General features: G+C 57.6%; 19 protein-coding genes. 11 read left to right on the forward strand and 8 right to left on the reverse strand.

Annotation, left to right across the window (positions count from 1 at the left end; all coding sequences use genetic code 11):
- Nucleotides 1-197: 197 nt before the first annotated feature.
- Nucleotides 198-1,529 carry a trigger factor gene (tig, locus tag ACR3EG_RS08195; protein ID WP_480495921.1) on the forward strand — a complete coding sequence of 444 codons (1,332 nt, stop codon included), beginning with the start codon at nt 198-200 and terminating at the stop codon, nt 1,527-1,529.
- 95 nt (nt 1,530-1,624) lie between these two features.
- Here tig and ACR3EG_RS08200 read toward each other — a convergent pair whose 3' ends face one another.
- From ACR3EG_RS08200 to rpsF, 6 genes are all read right to left on the reverse strand, one after another.
- Nucleotides 1,625-2,476: an acyl-homoserine-lactone synthase gene (locus ACR3EG_RS08200; RefSeq protein WP_480494803.1), complete on the reverse strand. Its 852-nt coding sequence runs from the start codon at nt 2,474-2,476 to the stop codon at nt 1,625-1,627.
- A 96-nt stretch (nt 2,477-2,572) separates the two neighbouring features.
- Nucleotides 2,573-3,274, reverse strand: coding sequence for a helix-turn-helix transcriptional regulator (locus ACR3EG_RS08205; RefSeq protein ID WP_480495923.1), 702 nt, complete (start codon nt 3,272-3,274; stop codon nt 2,573-2,575).
- A gap of 212 nt (nt 3,275-3,486) precedes the next feature.
- Nucleotides 3,487-3,963, reverse strand: coding sequence for a transglycosylase SLT domain-containing protein (locus ACR3EG_RS08210; protein WP_170354528.1), 477 nt, complete (start codon nt 3,961-3,963; stop codon nt 3,487-3,489).
- 149 nt (nt 3,964-4,112) lie between these two features.
- Nucleotides 4,113-4,736 (reverse strand): 50S ribosomal protein L9, encoded by a 624-nt coding sequence (gene rplI / locus ACR3EG_RS08215; protein WP_480494805.1) that lies wholly within the window; start codon nt 4,734-4,736, stop codon nt 4,113-4,115.
- 12 nt (nt 4,737-4,748) lie between these two features.
- Complete coding sequence (gene rpsR, locus ACR3EG_RS08220) at nt 4,749-4,976, reverse strand: 30S ribosomal protein S18 (protein ID WP_005982441.1); 228 nt, start codon at nt 4,974-4,976, stop codon at nt 4,749-4,751.
- Between the two features lie 27 nt (nt 4,977-5,003).
- Nucleotides 5,004-5,357 (reverse strand): 30S ribosomal protein S6, encoded by a 354-nt coding sequence (gene rpsF / locus ACR3EG_RS08225; protein ID WP_170354526.1) that lies wholly within the window; start codon nt 5,355-5,357, stop codon nt 5,004-5,006.
- A gap of 286 nt (nt 5,358-5,643) precedes the next feature.
- Here rpsF and ACR3EG_RS08230 point away from each other — a divergent pair, with 286 nt between their 5' ends.
- On the forward strand, nt 5,644-6,162 hold the full coding sequence (locus ACR3EG_RS08230) for a hypothetical protein (RefSeq protein ID WP_209194328.1): 519 nt from the start codon (nt 5,644-5,646) through the stop codon (nt 6,160-6,162).
- A 126-nt stretch (nt 6,163-6,288) separates the two neighbouring features.
- Nucleotides 6,289-6,861, forward strand: coding sequence for a YceI family protein (locus ACR3EG_RS08235; protein ID WP_209194329.1), 573 nt, complete (start codon nt 6,289-6,291; stop codon nt 6,859-6,861).
- Nucleotides 6,862-6,916: 55 nt separating this feature from the next.
- Here ACR3EG_RS08235 and ACR3EG_RS08240 read toward each other — a convergent pair whose 3' ends face one another.
- Entirely contained in the window at nt 6,917-8,143 is a 1,227-nt protein-coding gene (locus ACR3EG_RS08240) for a cytochrome b/b6 domain-containing protein (protein ID WP_480494809.1), read from the reverse strand.
- A gap of 171 nt (nt 8,144-8,314) precedes the next feature.
- Here ACR3EG_RS08240 and fabD point away from each other — a divergent pair, with 171 nt between their 5' ends.
- From fabD to mltG, 7 genes are all read left to right on the forward strand, one after another.
- Nucleotides 8,315-9,253 (forward strand): ACP S-malonyltransferase, encoded by a 939-nt coding sequence (gene fabD, locus ACR3EG_RS08245; protein WP_480494811.1) that lies wholly within the window; start codon nt 8,315-8,317, stop codon nt 9,251-9,253.
- Nucleotides 9,254-9,294: 41 nt separating this feature from the next.
- Complete coding sequence (gene fabG, locus ACR3EG_RS08250; protein WP_170770491.1) at nt 9,295-10,032, forward strand: 3-oxoacyl-[acyl-carrier-protein] reductase; 738 nt, start codon at nt 9,295-9,297, stop codon at nt 10,030-10,032.
- Nucleotides 10,033-10,240: 208 nt separating this feature from the next.
- Complete coding sequence (locus ACR3EG_RS08255; RefSeq protein WP_008756330.1) at nt 10,241-10,474, forward strand: acyl carrier protein; 234 nt, start codon at nt 10,241-10,243, stop codon at nt 10,472-10,474.
- Between the two features lie 141 nt (nt 10,475-10,615).
- Entirely contained in the window at nt 10,616-11,155 is a 540-nt protein-coding gene (locus tag ACR3EG_RS08260) for a GNAT family N-acetyltransferase (protein ID WP_480494813.1), read from the forward strand.
- Nucleotides 11,156-11,272: 117 nt separating this feature from the next.
- Entirely contained in the window at nt 11,273-12,016 is a 744-nt protein-coding gene (locus ACR3EG_RS08265; RefSeq protein WP_480494815.1) for a 1-(5-phosphoribosyl)-5-[(5-phosphoribosylamino)methylideneamino]imidazole-4-carboxamide isomerase, read from the forward strand.
- 195 nt (nt 12,017-12,211) lie between these two features.
- Complete coding sequence (gene fabF / locus ACR3EG_RS08270) at nt 12,212-13,477, forward strand: beta-ketoacyl-ACP synthase II (RefSeq protein WP_209194334.1); 1,266 nt, start codon at nt 12,212-12,214, stop codon at nt 13,475-13,477.
- Nucleotides 13,478-14,638 (forward strand): endolytic transglycosylase MltG, encoded by a 1,161-nt coding sequence (mltG, locus tag ACR3EG_RS08275; protein WP_480494817.1) that lies wholly within the window; start codon nt 13,478-13,480, stop codon nt 14,636-14,638.
- Nucleotides 14,639-14,672: 34 nt separating this feature from the next.
- Here the strand turns inward: mltG and ACR3EG_RS08280 are convergent, their stop codons facing one another.
- Nucleotides 14,673-15,929 carry a DEAD/DEAH box helicase gene (locus ACR3EG_RS08280; RefSeq protein ID WP_480494819.1) on the reverse strand — a complete coding sequence of 419 codons (1,257 nt, stop codon included), beginning with the start codon at nt 15,927-15,929 and terminating at the stop codon, nt 14,673-14,675.
- A gap of 372 nt (nt 15,930-16,301) precedes the next feature.
- On the opposite strand from ACR3EG_RS08280, the gene ACR3EG_RS08285 reads away from it, so the two are divergent.
- The gene (locus ACR3EG_RS08285; RefSeq protein WP_480494821.1) at nt 16,302-17,183 is read left to right on the forward strand and encodes a DMT family transporter; all 882 of its coding nucleotides are present in this window, start codon (nt 16,302-16,304) and stop codon (nt 17,181-17,183) included.
- Nucleotides 17,184-17,252 lie beyond the last annotated feature (69 nt).

A 17,252-nucleotide genomic window follows, 5' to 3' on the forward strand; every position in this document is an offset into this window, starting at 1 on the left:
TTTGAGGCAGTCTTGTGTTGCTGTCTGTCTCTGCCACGTCGCGGGAACCTAGTCACCAACAATTTTAGACAAAAGACGGTCAAAACAAGGCTGATCGGGCAGTTGCCTCTTGCACGCGGGGGGCTGGGCAAATAGAAGGCGTCAAATTTGCCCGGCGCGCCGTTTTGCGCGCCCCGAATCCTATGGGGACTACCATAATGCAGGTTACCGAGACGCTGAACGAAGGTCTGAAACGCGGCTATAACATTGTCGTATCCGCCGCCGAGCTGGACGACAAAGTGAATGAGAAACTGGTTGAAGCGCAGCCAGAAGTCGAAATGAAGGGTTTTCGCAAAGGCAAGGTGCCGATGGCGCTGCTGAAAAAGCAGTTCGGCCAGCGTCTGCTGGGTGAAGCGATGCAGGAAAGCATCGACGGTGCGATGAACAAGCATTTTGAAGACAGCGGCGATCGTCCGGCCCTGCAGCCCGAGGTCAAAATGACCAACGAGGACTGGAAAGAAGGCGATGACGTCCATGTCGAAATGTCCTATGAGGCTCTGCCCGCGATCCCCGAGGTTGACCTGAAATCAGTCGAGCTGGAAAAACTGGTCGTCAAAGCCGATGACGCAGCCATTGAAGAGGCGCTGAACAACCTGGCAGAAACCGCGCAGGATTTCAAAGCGCGCCGTAAAGGCTCGAAAGCCAAGGATGGCGACCAGATCGTATTCGACTTTGTCGGCAAGGTTGACGGTGAAGAATTCGAAGGTGGCTCGGCCGAAGACTACCCGTTGGTTCTGGGCTCAAACAGCTTCATCCCCGGCTTCGAAGAGCAGCTGGTTGGTGTTAAAGCCGAAGAAGAAAAAGACGTTAACGTCACCTTCCCGGCCGAATACGGTGCCGAGCATCTGGCCGGAAAAGACGCTGTTTTCACCTGCACCGTGAAAGAAGTGAAAGAGCCCGTCGCAGCCGAAGTGAACGACGAGCTGGCCACCAAGTTTGGCGCTGAAGACCTGGAAGCCCTGAAGGGCCAGATCGCCGAGCGTTTGGAAGCCGAATATGCCGGCGCTTCGCGCGCAGTCATGAAGCGTGCCCTGCTGGATGCGCTGGACGAGAAAGTCTCGTTCGACTTGCCGCCGTCGTTGGTTGAGGCGGAAGCCAAACAGATCGCACACCAGCTGTGGCACGAAGAAAACCCGGACGTTGAAGGTCATGACCACGATCCGGTCGAACCCACCGACGAGCACAACACATTGGCCGAGCGCCGCGTGCGTTTGGGCCTGCTGTTGGCCGAGCTGGGGCAGAAAGCCGAAGTTGAAGTCACCGATGCCGAGATGACTCAGGCGATCATGAACCAGGCACGTCAGTACCCGGGTCAGGAACGTCAGTTCTTTGAGTTCGTGCAGCAGAACGCTCAGATGCAGCAGCAACTGCGTGCCCCGATTTTTGAGGACAAGGTCATCGACTATATTGTCGAGCTGGCTCAGGTCACCGACAAGGACGTCAGCAAAGACGACCTGCAGAAAGCTGTCGAGGCTTTGGAAGAGGAATAAGTCTCTTTCGCCCCTTTCGGGCGAGCAAGATAAAACGCGGAGCCGTCTGGAAACAACGGCTCCGCTTGAGTGGCTTACGCTATGAGGTGAGGGGGTCAGGCCTCATGAGCGAAAGCACGGGGGGTACTCAGCAGAGCGAACTTCTGCTCTGGCGTAAACTTATCCGAAAGTTCTTCAATCAGCCTCAGAACAGCGTCAACTTCGTCTTTCGAGGTGGCTGCACCCATTTGTTCCACAAAGTACTTTTCGAGCTGATTGAGCGGCTTACGGTCGTAGTTTGCAGCCTTGGGTGCTGCTTTGGTCTTGTCGAACAACGCGCGTGCTTGTTCGTCGCTTAGAAACACATCGTGCGCGATTCCTGCATATTTCCGAATTCCGGAAATCCTTTCCTCCGAGCAATCCATAAGTGCGGCCATGGCAACAACTTTGCCCATTGGTTTGGCAGAGCCCAAATAGTCATACGGAGCGTTACCAGACCGTTGCAGAACCCGGTTCATGACAGGATCAATCACAGCGATCGAATCCAGCACCCCTGCCATCTTTGCGTATTCGAACGACCCTATCATGACCTCGCTGGTTACGTACGAGACCGAATTTTCGCCCCTGCCACGCCCCAGTTTCTTTGTGTCGACGCAAAAACGGGTTGCTTCCCACACTTGCGCGCTGCGCACAGGCGGTTCGCCGTCCAGGATCGAGTTAAACACGTCTGCCAACATATGTGGCCCCGTGGTCTGCAGCAGCCGCATGCAGCCTACGACGTCCCCCTCGTCGTTCAGGCTGACCACGTGTGCAGGATTAAGCGTATCAAATTTGTCGACTTCCCGACCGTCGCGGATGTTCACATCCCATCCCAAGCGGTCGCCGAAAACGCGCGCGCGCAGTTGATACATTTCGTCCAAGACGTCTTTGAATTTATGTTGGTTTATACCATCAATCACGATGATCATTTCCATCCCCCTACAGATTGGTTACCGTGAATGGAAAATTAACCAAGTTATGATCTGAGACTATTGGGGGTTTCCCGTAGAGAAGCGGTTTTTTGGTTAACCAGGGGCGATTATTCCAAGTCCTATGGCGCGACCAATCGCCTGTGGCGTGGTCAAAGCCCCGAGTTTCTCGCGGCCGGACCTAACGTGAACTTCAACTGTGCGGTGCGAGATCGAAAGAATATCTCCGATGTCCTGCTGTGACTTACCCTCGGCCACCCATTGCATAATCTCTTTCTCGCGAGTGGACAGGGTTGGAAGATACAGGGCTTTTGCCAAAAGACCGGATTGCATAACGGTGTCGTGTGCCTGCACTGCCGCCAATTGCAGGTCTCCCATAACGTGTCGCTTCAGTCTTTCCCATTCCTCATCCGAGCAGTTGCGGGTCACGTTCAGCAAGCCACATTCGCCATAGGGGCCCCGGACCGGAACGGTCAGCCCCCGGGGGGTAATTCCAAAGTCGTGGGCATCTTTGAAAACCGTGTGAAACTTTTCATCTTGGCTAAAACGACTCCAGTCCACCGGTGCGATGCTAAGCATGGATTGGTATAAAGTCGGGTCGAAGTGATGAAACCCTTGGCTTCCGTAGTGGATCTTCCATTCATCGGGGTAATTTGCATAGCCCTGAACATCCCCTTTGACGGGGTTGAAAGTTGCATAGGATGCGTAATCAAAGCCAAGTTCGTTGCAAACGGCATTGATAATGTCCGCCGCAGACCTTTCTTCTTGTTCGATCCTGGCCAGGTCGATGAGCTTCAAGTGTCTAACCTTCATGATGACTATCCTCTCCCCAGAGCATAGTCGTATCTGTCCAAATTAAAGTATACGTTGCGTCACCTTGATGATGTGACGCAAGCAAATAGTTCGCTTTGCATGGTGTTAATGCAGCGAAATGGCAATAGATACGTAGGAACTGGCCTGTTTTTGCAGCGGTATTTTGCGGATTGTTGCCGACTGCAGGACAAGTTGTCTCACTCGGGTTTCAACCCAGTCTCGACCAGCAATCCGCGGGCCTTGGCCTCAGGCCAATAGCCCTTGGCGTAAAGAAAGATCGCGCGCTGCTGATCGCCATCGGATAACAACCATGCTCCGCGCAGGTATTTTCCCGCAAATTCCAGATTGGTATCGGCGTCCAACAGGCCCTGTGGGTCACCACTGTAACCCATGGACCGGGCTGTCGCCGGCAGGATCTGCAACAGGCCATAATAGGGACGGTTCACCGCCCACGGCCGGTGCGTGCTTTCTCGGATGGCGAGCTTGTGAACCAACTCTCGCGGGAGCTCGTAGTGATCGGCCCATTTGTTGATGGAGGCCCGCAACTCGGGCGTCTCATTGGGGTAAAGCGGAGGATCAAATGCGGCACGTGTCGGGGTGTCTGGGCTTCCGCATGCAGCAAGAGGCGCGGCGAGCAACAGGGCAATCAGATTACGGCGCATGATTTTGGTCATCGAGATCTCCGTCGTTTGTCGCGATACTAGGAAACTTGGTTTCGTCCGCAAGGGTAGCGGAAAATTCCGGCTGAAATATGCCGTTGAGACCTTGAATGAAAAAAGGCCGCGCATGATGACGCGGCCTTTCTCAAATCCAGTGAAGAAGATCAGGCTTTTGCTTCGTCTTCTTCCGCAGCGGGTGCTTCGTCAGCACCCAGGTCATCGTCGTCCGACGCGGCCGAACCGATGTCGTCGAACAGCTCGGCGATTTCGAATTCAGCGGCTGCTTCTTCTTCGGCAGCCAGTTCCTGGATCGACTTGCCCGAAGCTTGCAGTTCGGCTTCTTCTTCCGAACGGGCGACGTTCATCTGAATCTCGACTTCGACCTCGGGGTGCAGTTTGACTGCCAACGAGTGCAGACCCAGTTCCTTGATCGGTGCGATCAGGGCGATCTGTTTCTTGTCGACGGTGAAACCAGCTTCGGTTGCAGCATCTGCGGCGTCACGCGGAGTGACCGAACCGTACAGTGCGCCAGCATCCGATGCCGAGCGAATCACGATGAACTGCTGACCGTCCAGCTTTTCAGCCAGTGCTTCAGCTTCTTTCTTGGTTTCCAGGTTGTGCGCTTCAAGCTGCGCCTTGCGGGCTTCGAACGAGGCGATATTCGACTCGGACGCGCTCAGGGCTTTGCCTTGGGGCAGCAGGAAGTTGCGGGCGTAGCCGGGCTTGACGTCAACGACGTCGCCCATCTGACCCAGTTTCGCAACGCGTTCCAGTAGGATAACTTGCATGTCAGTCTCTCCTTACTTCACGGCGTAGGGCAGCAGGGCGAGGAAGCGGGCGCGCTTGATAGCACGGGCCAGTTCACGCTGCTTTTTCGCCGAAACGGCGGTGATGCGCGAAGGTACGATCTTGCCGCGCTCAGAGATGTAGCGCTGCAGCAGACGGGTGTCTTTATAGTCGATCTTCGGCGCGTTATCGCCCGAGAACGGGCAGACCTTGCGGCGGCGGAAAAATGGTTTTGCGGCCATGGTTTATGTCCTTTCGTCAGGCGTTGATCAGCGGCGCTCGCGGCGGCCTTCGCGCTCGTCGCGCTTCTGCATCTGGACCGAGGGGCCCTCGGCATGTTCGTCGACCTTGATGGTCAGAACGCGCATGACGTCTTCGTGCAGGCGCATCAGGCGCTCCATTTCCTGAACCGCGCCAGCAGGCGAGTCGGTTTTCAGGAAGGCGTAGTGGCCTTTGCGGTTTTTGTTGATCTTGTAGGCCATCGTCTTGACACCCCAGTACTCGCTTTCGACGACGTTGCCGCCGTTGTCAGCCAGAACGGTGCCGAAATGTTCGACAAGGCTTTCTGCCTGCGCGTTGGACAGATCCTGACGCGCGATCATTACATGCTCATACAGTGGCATGTGCACTCCTGTTTATATCAAGGCGCATTTCATAGGCGGGGCCATCTGCTCCTTCGCGACCCTGCCACGAGAGGCTGCGCGATTCATACGATTAGCGAAGGATGGCCCCGTATACACGTTTATTGCGACGGGGCAAGTCCCGTCACATATGCCTTGGTGAAGTCGTGCTATTTCCACCGCGACGCCCAATTCCTGACGCTTTTCAATTCGATCTTAACTCTCATACCGGGACAATAACCGGACACACCGGACCCAAGTCGGCAACCTGAGAAACAGGGTGAGAGAAATGACCGCGATTAATACGAATACACTAGAACAGACCGCGTCAAACGCGAGTTTTGAGAAATCCGTTCCAGTTCTGATCGCGTTCGCGCCGAACTGGAAAGTCCGCATGATCCTTGCGCGCATGGTTGGTGCGTTCCTGATTGTGATGGCATTTTCAATGTGGCTCGCTCCGGGCTCTGCCATGGCTGCCGAGGTCTGGCCAATCAAGCTGGCCGCATCGCTTGCCTTTCTTGTTGTCGGTGTAAGCCTTCTGACCATTCAGGTTATGGATGCCCGTCCTGATGCGTATTTCGATCCGATCCGCCGTGAGGTGCGCGTTTTGCAAAAGAACGAAAATGGTCGGCCCCAGACTGTCTTGCGCCGCAGCTATGATACGCTGGGTGGTGCTAAGTTCAGCGATGATCAGGTCGAGCTGTTTGACGTTGATGGTAGCCTGCTGATGAAGCTGCCGTTGCAATCGGCGGATGTCAGCCGAGCGCTCAAGGGTCAGCTGAGTGGAAGTGTAACAATCTTCGCCTGATTTTTATTCTGTTCATATAAGAACAGAAGTTGTGAGAGAATAAAGCTTGTGTGCTGCCCTTGGGCGGCACATTTTCGTTATCGAGCAACCCAACAGGTTTGCATCCACAACATTGCGGAGTTTGTCATGAAATCCACCCTTCTTGCTGCTGCACTGGCCGTGTCGGCGACTTCGGCGTTTGCCAGCGCCGAGAAATACGTTCTGGACCCAAGCCACAGCCAGGTCATCTTCAACTACAATCACCTTGGTTTCTCGACGACCTATGGCATGTTCTCGGGTTTTGAAGGCGAGATCATGTTCGATCAGGAAAACCCGGCAGCGTCCAGCGTTTCTGTGTCCATGCCAGTCGTTGAGATGTTCACCGGTTGGAAACCGCGTGAAGATCACTTTATGACCGAAGATTTCTTTGGCGTGACCGAAGGCGACCTGATCTCATTCACGTCGACCGGGATCGAAGTTACCGGTGAGAACACCGCCAACATCACCGGCGACCTGACCATGAACGGTGTTACCAAATCGGTTGTGCTGGACGCCAAACTGAACCAGGTCGGAGAACACCCGATGGCTGGCAAGCCTTGGGCCGGTTTCGACGCAACGACCACGCTGATCCGCAGCGATTTCGAGTTGGGCCAGTTTGCCCCGTTCGTAAGCGACGAAGTTCAAATCCAGATTTCGGTTGAGGCGCAGAAAGCAGAATAAGCCGCTTTTATCCGTTGAAATCGAAACCGCCGGAGCTCAGGCTCCGGCGGTTTTTTTACTCTCCGCGTGTCGCGATCAAGTCTACCAAAACGATGACCGCGAACCCCAATGAGTCCTCGGTAGGCTGCGAGGTGCCGACGTCGAAATCCATTCGGTTCAACTCCAACTTGCCAGAGACTGTGGCGGTATCGCCCTGCAGATCCAGAGTGAAGGGCAACACCACGTCGACAGATTTGTCGCGAATAGTCAGAGGCCCGCGTGCCTCGTACCCGGTTTCGGTCTTGAACAGATCGGCTGTGAATTGCGCTGTCGGAAATTGCGCGCTGTCGAAGAAATCAGACCCCATTGCCTGTCCGCTGACTGTGCCGAGGCTCAGGGAAGGGATTGAGATCGTTACATTTGCCGATCCGGCCAAACCGGCTTCTGCTGGGTCGTCAAACGCGATTGCAGCAGTCCAGTCGGCGAAACTGCCAGTTACGGGACTGCCTAATTGGCTAATGGTGATACCCAATGTGCCTTCTTGTACCTGCCAATCCGATTGAACCTCGGCCAGTTCGGCGGCATCGGTATGGGCGTGAGAGTGATGGCTGAACGCGCCGATTCCCCAGCCACCGATCAACACGGCACCCCAGACAACCAGCGCGGCAAACGCTGGTGTTGCCGAATGATGCTGCGCTGGAGGTTCCGGTGACTGCGCAGAACCGGGCAGCATACGCCTCAACGTGCTGTCCTTGTCGATGACATGGTGTTTCACCGCCCCGGCAATGTGCAGCACCAGAGAGCCGCCAAGCGTCCATACGAAAAGCCAATGCAGGCTGGCGGTGAATTCGGCCAGATGCTCGGATTTGGGGACCAAAGGCAGGTTTTGCCCAAATGGCCAAAGGATCGGCGCAAATCCCTCGGCTGCCGCGTGGTGAATCCAACCAGTCAGTGGCACCAGTACCAATGAGCCGTACAGCAGCCAGTGTACGGTTTCCGCGGCAAAAGCCTCGGGCTTATTATCGGCATTCAGAAGGCCGGGTTTGGTTTGCGTCAGGGCCCACAGGATGCGTGCGAGGGCGACGAAAAAGACGGCCACGCCGACAGTCTTGTGTAGCGAGAACAGGCGCGCCGCACGTGAGATGTCATCTTCTGTCGTTGGGATGTTCGGATCATAGATCGCCTGAGCCAGTTCGTTGGCAAAATACCCCAGAGGGAACGCGGTAAAGATCAGCAGTGCGGTCAGCCAGTGGAAGGCCTTGGTGACACTGCCATAGCTTGAGAATGTATTGGTCGAGGGCATCTGGCGCTCCGGGGGTTAGGTGGCTTCGCTCAAACTAAAGCCATGGGATCAGGACTCAAGGGGGCAGGGCGCACAGCGACGGTGCCTTTGTGCAGAGATCAGGCAGTGCTTGTGCCGCGCGGTTTCACAGTTTACACCCCGCCGCAACCTAACGTCATCCAAGAGGTTGCAATGACACGCGCATTTGTTTTCCCGGGGCAAGGTGCCCAGACCATCGGAATGGGCAAAGCTCTGGCCGAGGCTTACCCTGCCGCAAAGGCGGTGTTTGACGAGGTGGACGAAGCCTTGGGCGAAAAGTTGAGCAGCCTGATCTGGGAAGGCGATATTGCCGAGCTGACCCTGACGCAAAACGCACAGCCGGCTCTGATGGCCACGTCCATGGCGGCGATGCGCGCGCTGGAGGCCGAGGGCGTCTCGATCACCGATGCGTCCTTTGTGGCGGGGCATTCGCTGGGAGAATATTCCGCGCTGGCCGCTGCTGGTGCGCTGACGGTTGCGGATACTGCGCGTCTTCTGCGCACCCGCGGTCAGGCGATGCAAAGCGCCGTGCCAGTGGGCGAAGGTGCGATGGCCGCGATCCTTGGGCTGGACCTTGAGGCCGTGCGCGCCGTGGCAGATGAGGCCGCACAGGGTGAGGTTTGTCAGGCCGCAAACGACAACGACCCGACGCAGGTTGTGGTCTCGGGCGCGAAGGCTGCTGTGGAACGCGCGGCCGAGATTGCTAAGGAAAAGGGCGCCAAGCGCGCGGTCATGCTGCCTGTCAGCGCGCCCTTCCATTGTGCCTTGATGCAGCCTGCTGCTGACGTGATGGCCAAAGCTTTGGCAGGGGTTGAAATCAAAGCGCCTGCCGTGCCGCTGATTGCCAATGTGCGCGCCGAGGCGGTCAGTGACGCCGATCTGATCCGTCAGTTGTTGGTCGAGCAGGTCACCGGCTCGGTCCGCTGGCGCGAAAGTGTGCAGTATATGGCCGCGCAGGGCGTGACCGAGACGTGGGAGATCGGGGCGGGGAAAGCTCTGTCCGGGATGATCCGCAAAATCGACCGTTCGATCGCGGGTAAAGCTGTCGGCACGCCGGATGACGTGCAGAATGTGACCCAAGCCGAATCGTAAGATACCGCGCGTCGCGTGACGCGTAGCTAAAGGATAAGAGAATGTTTGATTTGACAGGTAAGAACGCACTGATCACCGGTGCCTCGGGCGGGATCGGTGGTGAGATCGCGCGCTCTCTGCATGCCGCAGGCGCTACGGTGGCGCTTTCGGGCACGCGTGTTGAGCCGCTGGAGGCGCTGGCCGCCGAACTCGGCGATCGTGCCCATGTGCTGCCCTGTAATCTGAGCGACCCTGAGGCTGTGGCCGCCCTGCCAAAGCAGGCGGCGGATGCGATGGGGTCGGTCGATATTCTGGTCAACAACGCGGGTATCACGCGTGACAACTTGTTCATGCGCATGTCGGATGACGAATGGCAGAGCGTAATCGACGTTAACATGACCTCGACCGCGAAACTCTGCAAAGGCGTGCTGCGCGGCATGATGAAGGCGCGTTGGGGCCGGATCATCAACATTTCGTCCGTGGTGGGCGCGACGGGCAACCCCGGTCAGGCGAACTATGCCGCGTCCAAGGCGGGGATGGTCGGGATGACCAAGTCGCTGGCATACGAGGTCGCAAGCCGCGGAATCACGGCCAATGCGGTGGCGCCGGGCTTTATCACTACGGCGATGACCGACAAGCTGACCGACGATCAGAAGGCGGGCATCCTGGGTCAGGTTCCGGCCGGACGTATGGGGGACGCGTCGGAAATTGCCGCGGCAGTTCTGTATCTTGCCAGCCCCGAGGCCGGATATGTGACCGGAACCACCTTGCATGTAAACGGCGGTATGGCCATGTTGTGACCACCTGTCGGGGCAGTCGCGAAAGCGTTTGCCTTGGGCGTTGTCTGTGCTATAGGCGGCGCATCAATTCGGGGGTCGGCCACAGGGTCGGCCTTCTAGTTTCCCGGCAATCGGGAACCCAAACCGCCCAGACGGGCAAATCAAGGCCAGCCTGAGCGGGCAAGGGCAGAACCGGGCACTATGCCCTGAAATGGAATGAGGAATAGACATGAGCGACGTCGCAGATCGCGTTAAGAAGATCGTTGTTGAGCACCTGGGTGTTGAAGAAGACAAAGTAGCGGAAAACGCTTCCTTCATCGACGATCTGGGCGCAGACAGCTTGGACACCGTTGAGCTGGTCATGGCCTTCGAAGAAGAGTTCGGCATCGAGATCCCCGATGACGCAGCCGAGACCATCCAGACCTTTGGCGACGCCGTCAAATTCATCTCTGAAGCGTCCTAAGACCTTAGAGAATCCAAAAAAGCGGCGCTTCCGGGCAACGGAGGCGCCGTTTTTTATTGCGTGGACGTTATTCGGGCTTGTCAGGGGCTGTTTTCGTCCGCACCCTTTCCGCTGAGGCAAAAAATTCAGAGCGGGCAGGGCATGATACGATCCACCCCGATGATAAATACGGCACGCTTGACGCTCTGCGCCATGCGGCCTGAGGATTTCAACCGGTTCGCCGAGATCTGGCGTAACCCGTGTGTCGTGCGGCATATCGGGGGCAAGCCAAGGTCGCGCGGCGAAGCCTGGGATTCGTTCTTGCGCAATGCGGGTCATTGGCAGATGGCCGGATTCGGCCAATGGGCTGTAATTCAGCAATCGAATCGGCAGATGATTGGACAGGCCGGATTTTTCTACGGCAATCGCGCGCTGGGCGAGGATTTCGACGGCTTTCCCGAAGCAGGTTGGGTTCTTGCGCCGGAAGCCCAAGGGCAGGGCATGGGCCTTGAGGCCGCGCAGGCCGCCCATGACTGGTTCGACCGGATTATGCCCGGACCGTTGGTTGCAATGGTAAATTCCGACAACTTGGCTTCGCAAAAACTAGCGGCGCGGTTGGGATATGTCGAAATGCGCGAGGATGATTATCAGGGGTCTCGCGTGTGCCTGTTGCGGCGAAATGGTCCTCCGACGCGGCACTGACAGTTCGGTTTGCGATGCCGCAAAAAGCCTGCGGTTTGCCGAAACTGGTAATTTCGCGGACCGGTACTGCGTGTATTCTGATCTCATGTGCAAAGGATTGAGCGGAGGATCAGGCTCATGAGGATTTACCCCACTATGGAATTGCAGAACGGCCGGTGTGTCACGCTGGACAAGGGCCGTCTGGACGAAGCTATGATCTGGCATGTGAACCCTGCCGAAACAGCCCGTAGCTGGGCGGCCGCAGGGGCGGAATGGATGCACCTGACGGATTTCGACGCCATCGAAGGGCGTGATAGCAATTCGGAGCTGGTCGAAGAGATCATCCGGTCAGCCGAAATCCCGGTGCAGTTGGCTGGCGGTATGCGCACGCGCGAACAGGTCGAACGCTGGATTGACAAGGGAGCGGGCCGGATCGTCATCGGGACCTTAGCTGCTTGGGACCCCAATCTGGTGAAGGAATTGGCCAAGCTGTATCCGGATCAAATCGTTCTGGCTGTTGATGTCTGGCAGGGCTACGTCATGACAGAGGGGTGGCGCAGCCAAAGCGCCTTTACGCCGGACGCATTTGTCGAAGCATTTGCAGACACGCCTTTTGCGGCCATTCTGGTGACCGATATTGATAGCGATATGAGCGATGTCGAAGCTCAGCTGGGTCTGATTTCCGGGTTGGCAGAAAAGTCGCGCACGCCGATTATTGCCAGTGGCGTGGTGCGTTCTGCCGACGATATCTCACGGCTGGCTTACATCCCGAATATCTCGGGTGCGCTGGTTGGGCGCGCGCTATTCCGTAAGACATTGGAACTGTCCGATGCGTTGGAGGTTGCCACCGCTGCGCATGAACCGGTCGCAGAGTTCCAATAATCGAAGACCAACCCAAGGACGCCGCCCTTTCAAGCTATAGCAAGGGCGGTTTTCCGCCTTTTATGCTGTTTGCCAGTGTGCCGAGACCAAGTCGGCGAGAATAGCTTTCCGGCGGAATGTACCCTTGCTCTTGCCCCCACACCCCGGGCCGGGGTATGAGCGTTTCTTAAACACGAAGCAGGCAAGAGGCACTTCATGCGCAGAGTCGTCGTAACCGGTCTGGGATTGGTCACTCCGTTGGCCAGCGGGGTCGAGGAAACCTGGTCGCGGCTGCTGGATGGAGAATCCGGCGCTGGTCCGATCACTCAGTTTGATGCCGAAGGCAGTGGGGTCACAACGACCTACGCCTGCGAAGTCCCGCGCGGGGACGGCACCAATGGGACGTTTAACCCCGACGATTGGATGCCGCCGAAAGAGCAGCGCAAGATCGAGGATTTCATCCTGTATTCCATCGCAGCGGCCGATATGGCCTGCGAAGATGCGGGCTGGATGCCCGAAGATGAAGAAGCGCGCTTGCGCACCGGAGTCCTGATCGGCTCCGGGATTGGCGGTCTTGGGTCCATTGCGGAAACAGCCAATCTGATCCGCGACAAGGGTCCGCGCCGCGTCTCACCGTTCTTTATTCCGGGCGCGCTGATCAACCTGGCCTCGGGGCAAGTGTCGATCCGACGTGGGTTTAAGGGGCCAAACCATTCGGTTGTAACGGCCTGCTCGACTGGTGCGCATGCTATCGGTGATGCAAGCCGCATTATCCGCGCAGGCGATGCGGATGTCATGGTTGCTGGCGGTGGTGAAGGCTGCATCTGCGAGATCGGCATCGCGGGATTCAATTCGTGCAAGGCGCTTTCCACCAAGTTTGCCGATGACCCCAAGAAAGCCAGCCGTCCGTATGACATTGATCGTGACGGTTTTGTCATGGGTGAAGGCTCTGGGATCGTGGTGCTGGAGGAATACGAGCACGCCAAGGCGCGTGGTGCGAAGATTTATGCCGAGGTTCTGGGCTATGGCATGTCTGGTGACGCCTATCACATCACTGCGCCTAGCGAAGATGGCGATGGGGCTGAACGCTCGATGCAGGCCGCGCTGCGCAGCGCGGGCCTTGAGCCCAAGGATCTGGACTATATCAACGCGCATGGCACATCGACCATGGCGGATACCATTGAATTGGGCGCGGTCGAGCGTTTGCTGGGCGATCATGCGGCGAATGCCACGATGAGCTCGACAAAATCCGCAACGGGCCACTTGTTGGGTGCTGCGGGCGCGATAGAGGCGATCTTCTCGATCCTCGCAATCCGTGACCAGGTTGCGCCTCCGACGATCAACTTGGATAACCCGGCGGTTGAAACTCCGATCGACCTGGCCCCTAACGCCAAGCGCGAACGCAAGATCGATGTGGCGCTTTCAAACTCTTTCGGCTTTGGCGGCACCAATGCCAGCGTGATCTTCGGAAAGGTCAGCTAAATGTGGCGGGCCCTGGCATCGAACATGCTGACCATTCTAGTGGTCGGCTTGTTCTTGATGGGTGGTCTGATCCTGTGGGGGCAGTCGCGGTACAAAAACGAAGGCCCGTTGGAAACGGCGATCTGTTTAAGGGTCGAACGCGGATCGAATATGGGGGAGGTCAGCCAGCTTCTGCAGGATCAGGGTGCAATCAGCAGTGCCACGGTTTTTCGTATGGCGGCGGATTACACTGACCGGTCCCAGCAGTTGAAGGCTGGCAGCTTTCTGGTTCGCGAAGGCGCGTCGATGGAACAGATCATCGGCGAAATCACCAGCAGTGGCGCCAGCACCTGCGGGTCCGAGATCGAATATCGCATCGGTGTGACCCGTATCCAGACCCGTGTGCGTGAACTGAATCCTGCCACTCTGGCCTTTGACGAAATTGCATCTTTTGACGTCACCGATGAAGACGTGCCCGCCGCGTATACTGAGAAAAGCGAAGATGCGGACACGCGCTATCGCGTTTCAGTTGCCGAGGGCGTGACCTCGTGGCAGGTGGTTGAAGGTTTGAAACAGATTGGGGCCTTGACCGGTGAAGTGACTGAGATTCCAGCCGAAGGGATGTTGGCGCCTGATAGCTACGACATCGCGCGCGGAACTGATCGGATGGCCGTGCTGAAGGGAATGCAGGACAAGCAGCAACTTCGGATCAACGCGATCTGGGAAAGCCGTCAAGATGATCTACCGATCTCGAACCCCGAAGAGATGCTGATCCTTGCCTCGATCATCGAAAAAGAAACCGGTGTTCCACATGAGCGTGGGCAGGTGGCCAGTGTATTCGTCAACCGTTTGGAGCGCGGCATGAAGCTGCAAACCGACCCGACGGTGATCTATGGCGTTACCAAGGGACAAGGCACGTTGGGACGCGGATTGCGCAGAAGTGAGCTTCGTCGAGCAACCCCTTGGAATACTTACGTGATTGACGGCTTGCCGCCCACGCCAATTGCCAATCCGGGGTTGGCCAGTCTTGAGGCCGCCGTAGCACCCGAGGAGACAGACTATGTGTTCTTCGTGGCGGACGGAACGGGGGGGCACGCTTTCGCGGAAACGCTGGACGAGCACAACCGAAACGTCGCCAAGTGGCGCGAGATTGAAGCCCAGAGGAACAGCTCGGGCAACTAAAAAAGGGCCGCGTCCGAAACGCGGCCCTTTTTTATTATGCTGCTGGACGCCTGCGGGGACGGCGCCGTTTAGAGGCGGCGGGTTTGGACCCGGACTTGGCCCCTTGTGGCTTACGCGCCCGGAAACCGCCCTGTTTGCGAGGCTTCTTGGGCTCGGCGAATTCAGGCATGGTTCCGCTGGCGACCGGAATGTCGATTTTCATCAGCTTTTGTATTTGCTTCAGTTGGTCCAACTCATCCGGAGCGCAGAAAGCGATGCCCTCACCCTCGCGCCCTGCGCGCGCCGTGCGGCCAATGCGGTGGACATAATTGTCAGGCACTTCGGGCAGGTCATAGTTGATCACGTAAGCGACGCCTGGAATGTCGATGCCACGCGCAGCAACGTCGGTTGCGACCAGCACATTGACCTCGCCAGCGCGGAAGGCCTTGATGGCGCGATCCCGCTGACCTTGGCTTTTGTTGCCGTGGATCGATGCCGCGTTGAACCCGTCTTTGACGAGGTCTTTCATCAGCCGCTCGGCCCCGTGTTTGGTGCGCGAGAAGACCAACGTCAGAGCGTCCATATCGGCCGAGAGGATTTCACGCAGCTTGCGAGGCTTGTCCGCCCGCGACAGAAAGTGAACGGATTGAGTGATCTTGTCCGCTGCTTTACCCGGGGGCGAGACCTGAATGCGCTGCGGGTTGTTGAGGTAAGATTGGCTCAGCTCTTCCATCTGTTTCGGCATGGTGGCCGAGAACAGCATCGTCTGGCGCGGCGTGCCCAATGCGGGTGCGATTTTTCGGAGCGCATGGATAAAGCCCATGTCCAGCATCTGGTCGGCCTCGTCCAACACCAGATGGCGCACTGAACCAAGGTCGACGGCTCCGCGCTCCATCAGGTCGATCAAACGGCCTGGGGTGGCGACCAGAATATCGGTGCCGCGCGACAGGAACGAAATCTGCTTACCGATGGATTGGCCACCGACAACGGTGGCGACGCGTAGTTTTGTCTTTTGCGTGAGGGTACGCAGGCTGTCCGCGATCTGGTTCACCAGTTCGCGCGTAGGCGCAAGGATCAAAGCCTTGACTGTCTTGGGTGCAGGTTTGGCCGGTTGCGCAAGCAGGTGATCAATCAGCGGCAGGCCAAAGGCCAGCGTTTTACCGGTGCCGGTCTGGGCCAGCCCAAGAATGTCATGCCCATTCAGCGCCATCGGGATGGCCTGGTTTTGGATCGGGGTGGGTTGGGTAAAGTTCGCCCGTTTCAGGGCGTCGTTCAAAGCCGGGGCAAGGCCCAGCATGTCAAAGTCGAACACGTAATAATCCTTTAATATCCGCAGCTTTGAGCGCGGATGCGTATTGCCGCGCAAAAGCGCGGCAGGCAGGGTTTAGCGAGACCTCGGGACGCACAGGCGTATCCTGCACCGTCTGGCCGTCGCATCAAGAACCCTGCGTGAAGGGGAACCAGGAGAGATATGGTGCGCCGGTGGGGCTAAGGCCCGAATGCTCACGCGGCGGCGCTGATGGCGTGCACATGAGGGTTGGCGCGGGCTTTGTCAAGTATTTGTCTGAAGGACCGGCGGTCGGAGTTCCAAATTCTTCTGGCGTTCTCAATCAGTTTGAGCCATCGATTTCCGAGTGGCGGTTTAGCGCGTGGTGACGCTTCGGGGCGAAGTTTGGGGTTGGGAATGAAGGGAAGTGCACGGCAGGGCGATAGCCTGAAGCTCGCCAGCGGTGCCCTGGTTCTGGGCGGTATGATGTGGGGACTGTACTGGATCCCTGTCCGCTACTTCGTAGATCAGGGGCTGGACGGGGCTTGGCCGGGGATTGTGATGTATTCGGTCGCGCTGCTTGGCCTTTTGCCGCTTTTGTGGCGCGACCGGCACGATCTGGCACGGCGCTGGCAGGATTTGATGTTCAGCGGCATGTTCACCGGTGCGGCCTTTGGTCTGTTCACGATCAGTCTGGTCTATACGGATGTCGTTCGAGCCATCCTGCTGTTCTACCTGACGCCGGTTTGGGGCACGATCTTAGGTCGGGTTTTTCTTGGCGAGCATCTAACCGGAACCCGCGTTTTGGGGTTGGTATGTGGCCTTTGCGGCATGGCGATCGTCCTTGGCAGCGGCCACGGCATCCCTTGGCCCAGCAATGCAGGGGATTGGGCGGCGCTGGTATCCGGCATGGCTTGGGCGGTGGGCACGCTGGGTTTGTATCGCTCCTCGGGTATTTCAGTTCCGGGGCAGGTTTTTGCGTTTATTGCCGGGGCTCTGTTGCTGTCGCTGATCAGCCTGGTGTTCAGCGCAGGCGCGGTGCAACAGCAAAGCGCGGTTGTTGTCGGTGTACTGCCCATTGCGGTGCTGTCAGTGCTGTACACTTTGCCGATGATCTTTCTGACGATCTGGCCCGCGACTTTACTGACACCGGCCCGGGTGGGGTTGTTATTGATGAGCGAGGTTGTGGTCGGCCTGATTTCGGCTGCTGTGTTTTCGGGCGAGCCCTTTGGGCTGCGCGAGGCCACGGGGGCGGTACTGATTGTGAGTGCCGCCGTGCTGGAGATCGCTCGGGGCTGAGCGAATTTACCGGTGGCTAGATAGATCAAACGCCAACAGTCTTAACAGGCAGTGCGGTTCCCGTTGCAT

It is taken from the genome of Ruegeria sp. AM7 (genome assembly GCF_056535965.1).